This is a genomic window from Candidatus Symbiopectobacterium sp. (assembly GCF_020054415.1).
GTDB lineage: Bacteria > Pseudomonadota > Gammaproteobacteria > Enterobacterales > Enterobacteriaceae > Symbiopectobacterium.
The window spans coordinates 1-2,165 of record NZ_JAHWCO010000029.1; the positions used below are offsets into that span (position 1 = coordinate 1).

Genomic DNA, 2,165 nt, shown 5'->3' on the forward strand with positions numbered 1-2,165 from the left:
GAAAACTTGATTGCCATTACTGTACACACGCCCTTCAGCCTGACGCTGGCCGATGGAACGGTACAGGATTTTCCCCGTGGACGGCATAACGTATCCGCGCCAGTAGCAGAACACTGGTTCACTCAGGCGCACGCGGAGATTGACGATACTGCCGTGCCGGATAACAGCGACGAATATCAGGCACGGATTGAAACCCTGAAAGCCCGGATTGAAGAACGTGACGCGACTATTCGTGATCTGACTTCACAGCTGGACGAACAAAAAGCGCAAACGGAAGCGCTGAATCAGCAGATAGCGGAACGGCTTGTCGGAGGGGATGGCGATGGCAAAAAACCCAAACCTTCCAACGGGAAATGATTTTCGTACCGCTTTTCCCCCGTTTTCCGACACCACACGATACCCCGAAGCTCAAATAGCGTTTCGCCTGAACCTGGCTGATGTGCTGCTCAGCGAGAAGATCACGGGTAAGGATCTGTTTCCTTACTTTGTTGAGCTTTTTGTCGCGCACTACATGGTTCTGTGGGCGGCTGACAGCAGAGCGATCGCAGCGGGTGGATCCGGGGGGCGCATCTGGCGGTGTGGCTTCATCTAAATCTGTCGATAAAGTCAGCGTCAGCTACGACACAGGAGCCACGTTAAACCCTGATGCGGGCTTCTGGAACCATACCCGTTACGGGGCTGAGTTCTGGCAGTTGATCATGATGTTCGGCGCCTGGGGCATCCAGCTATGAAAAGCGGCGTCACTATGAGCGTTGACAAGGCGCGATCTGTTTTAGATGCGCTGAAAACTATCGGTAACAGGGATGTGCTGGTTGGCATCCCTGCTGAAGACTCAGCGCGGGATGATGCGCCTTTCGGCAATGCCGGCATTGGCTATATCAATGAAAACGGCTCTCCTGCGCAGAATATTCCTGCCAGGCCACATCTGCAACCCGGTGTTAAATCGGTGCAGGATAGAACACTGCCCATGCTTAAACAGGCCGCACTTTTTACGCTTGAGGGCAATATCTCTGGCGCAGACAGGCTGCTTAACCAGGCCGGTGCAACAGCAGCGGATGGCGTAAGGCGTTTTATTACCGCCTCAGATTTTGTTCCGCTGGCGGACAGTACGGTAGCCACCCGCGCACGAAGGGGGAGGAAAGGTGCCAACGCTGAACTTGAAAGCCGCGCGGCTGGTAACGAACCTGACAACGCAAATGCCAGGCCACTTATCGATACCGGGCAGTATCGCCGCGCGATCACGTACATTGTGAGGGACAAAAATGCCAAATCTTGATGTGACAGACGGGCTGTTTGATCCCGACTTCTGTGATACCAGCCTGCTGGTCACGCGGCGGTTTCAGCAGACGGATGCAGACGGCATCACGACCAGCGTGGAAGAAAAATCCGGTTTTTCGGGTGTGGTGACGGTTGATCGCTCACTGGAAAACCGCCGAATGCAGGCGGGGCAGGTTATTGGTGGGGCGATACTGGTAGTGACGACCGAGCGTCTGAGCAATGGCGAAACGGGACGTGACGCTGATGTAGTCACTTATCAGAACCGTGATTACCGGGTGTCCTTTGTCGATCCTTATACCGCGTATGGCGCTGGCTTTGTTCAGGCGCACTGCGAATTGCTGCCATTTGATGGGGGAATGCCGGTTGAGCAATAACACAAGCCAAGAGCGTGGCTGGCTGACGCCTGTCAGGGGATCACCGGTTTATGGTGAAGCACTGGACAGGCTTCTTAGCCGATGGCTACGCGGTGTTTCCGGACTACCTGATTCTGTGGTTCGTCCCCGCTGGCAACCTGAACAGCCCGCACTATTGCCGCCAGAGACTAACTGGTGCGCTTTCGGCGTGGTGGATATGCCGTGCGACGGTAATCCGGCATTTGTTAACCAGCGTGACGATAACACTGAACTCTGGCGGCATGAGACGATTGAATGCCTGGCTTCCTTTTACGGCCCGGCAGGGCAGCAGTACGCGACCCGTTTTCGTGATGGGATCGCCGTCAGTCAGAACAACGCGGAACTGAGCACTCAGGTGGGCTTTGTTGAATAAATCAGAACTTGTAACGACTGCGCCCCATACGGGTCGATTGTTACGTGATGCGAATACTGTTCGGCATTCCTAATAGCGTGATCCGGTTAAGCGCTTTGACCATGGCCATGGCTTCACCCACC

General features: G+C 54.9%; 3 protein-coding genes and 3 pseudogenes. 5 read left to right on the forward strand and 1 reads right to left on the reverse strand.

The annotated features are described in order from the left end of the window. The 5 genes and pseudogenes from QZ506_RS00895 to QZ506_RS00915 all read left to right on the forward strand — a co-directional run. Positions 1 to 357, forward strand: a 357-nt coding sequence (locus QZ506_RS00895) for a hypothetical protein (RefSeq protein ID WP_291968401.1), incomplete at its 5' end; no start/stop codon positions are given. Continuing rightward, positions 323 to 731, forward strand: a pseudogene (locus QZ506_RS00900) (DUF4054 domain-containing protein). The gene QZ506_RS00895 and the pseudogene QZ506_RS00900, both read left to right, overlap by 35 nt. Continuing rightward, positions 728 to 1,276: a hypothetical protein gene (locus tag QZ506_RS00905; protein ID WP_291968402.1), complete on the forward strand. Its 549-nt coding sequence runs from the start codon at positions 728 to 730 to the stop codon at positions 1,274 to 1,276. The pseudogene QZ506_RS00900 and the gene QZ506_RS00905 overlap by 4 nt, the downstream one beginning before the upstream one ends. Beyond that, positions 1,263 to 1,652, forward strand: a complete 390-nt coding sequence (locus QZ506_RS00910) for a head-tail adaptor (protein WP_291968403.1) — start codon at positions 1,263 to 1,265, stop codon at positions 1,650 to 1,652. Before QZ506_RS00905 ends, QZ506_RS00910 begins: the two co-directional genes overlap by 14 nt. After that, positions 1,627 to 2,019: pseudogene (locus QZ506_RS00915) on the forward strand (hypothetical protein); the annotation flags it as partial. The gene QZ506_RS00910 and the pseudogene QZ506_RS00915, both read left to right, overlap by 26 nt. A gap of 64 nt (positions 2,020 to 2,083) precedes the next feature. On the opposite strand, the pseudogene QZ506_RS00920 reads toward QZ506_RS00915, so the two are convergent. After that, positions 2,084 to 2,165: pseudogene (locus tag QZ506_RS00920) on the reverse strand (lipoprotein); the annotation flags it as partial.

Excerpts from the sequence above, each read along its gene's own strand:
- QZ506_RS00905 (WP_291968402.1), top strand. The coding sequence starts at position 728 with ATGAAAAGCGGCGTCACTATGAGCGTTGACAAGGCGCGATCTGTTTTA.
- QZ506_RS00910 (WP_291968403.1), top strand. The coding sequence starts at position 1,263 with ATGCCAAATCTTGATGTGACAGACGGGCTGTTTGATCCCGACTTCTGT.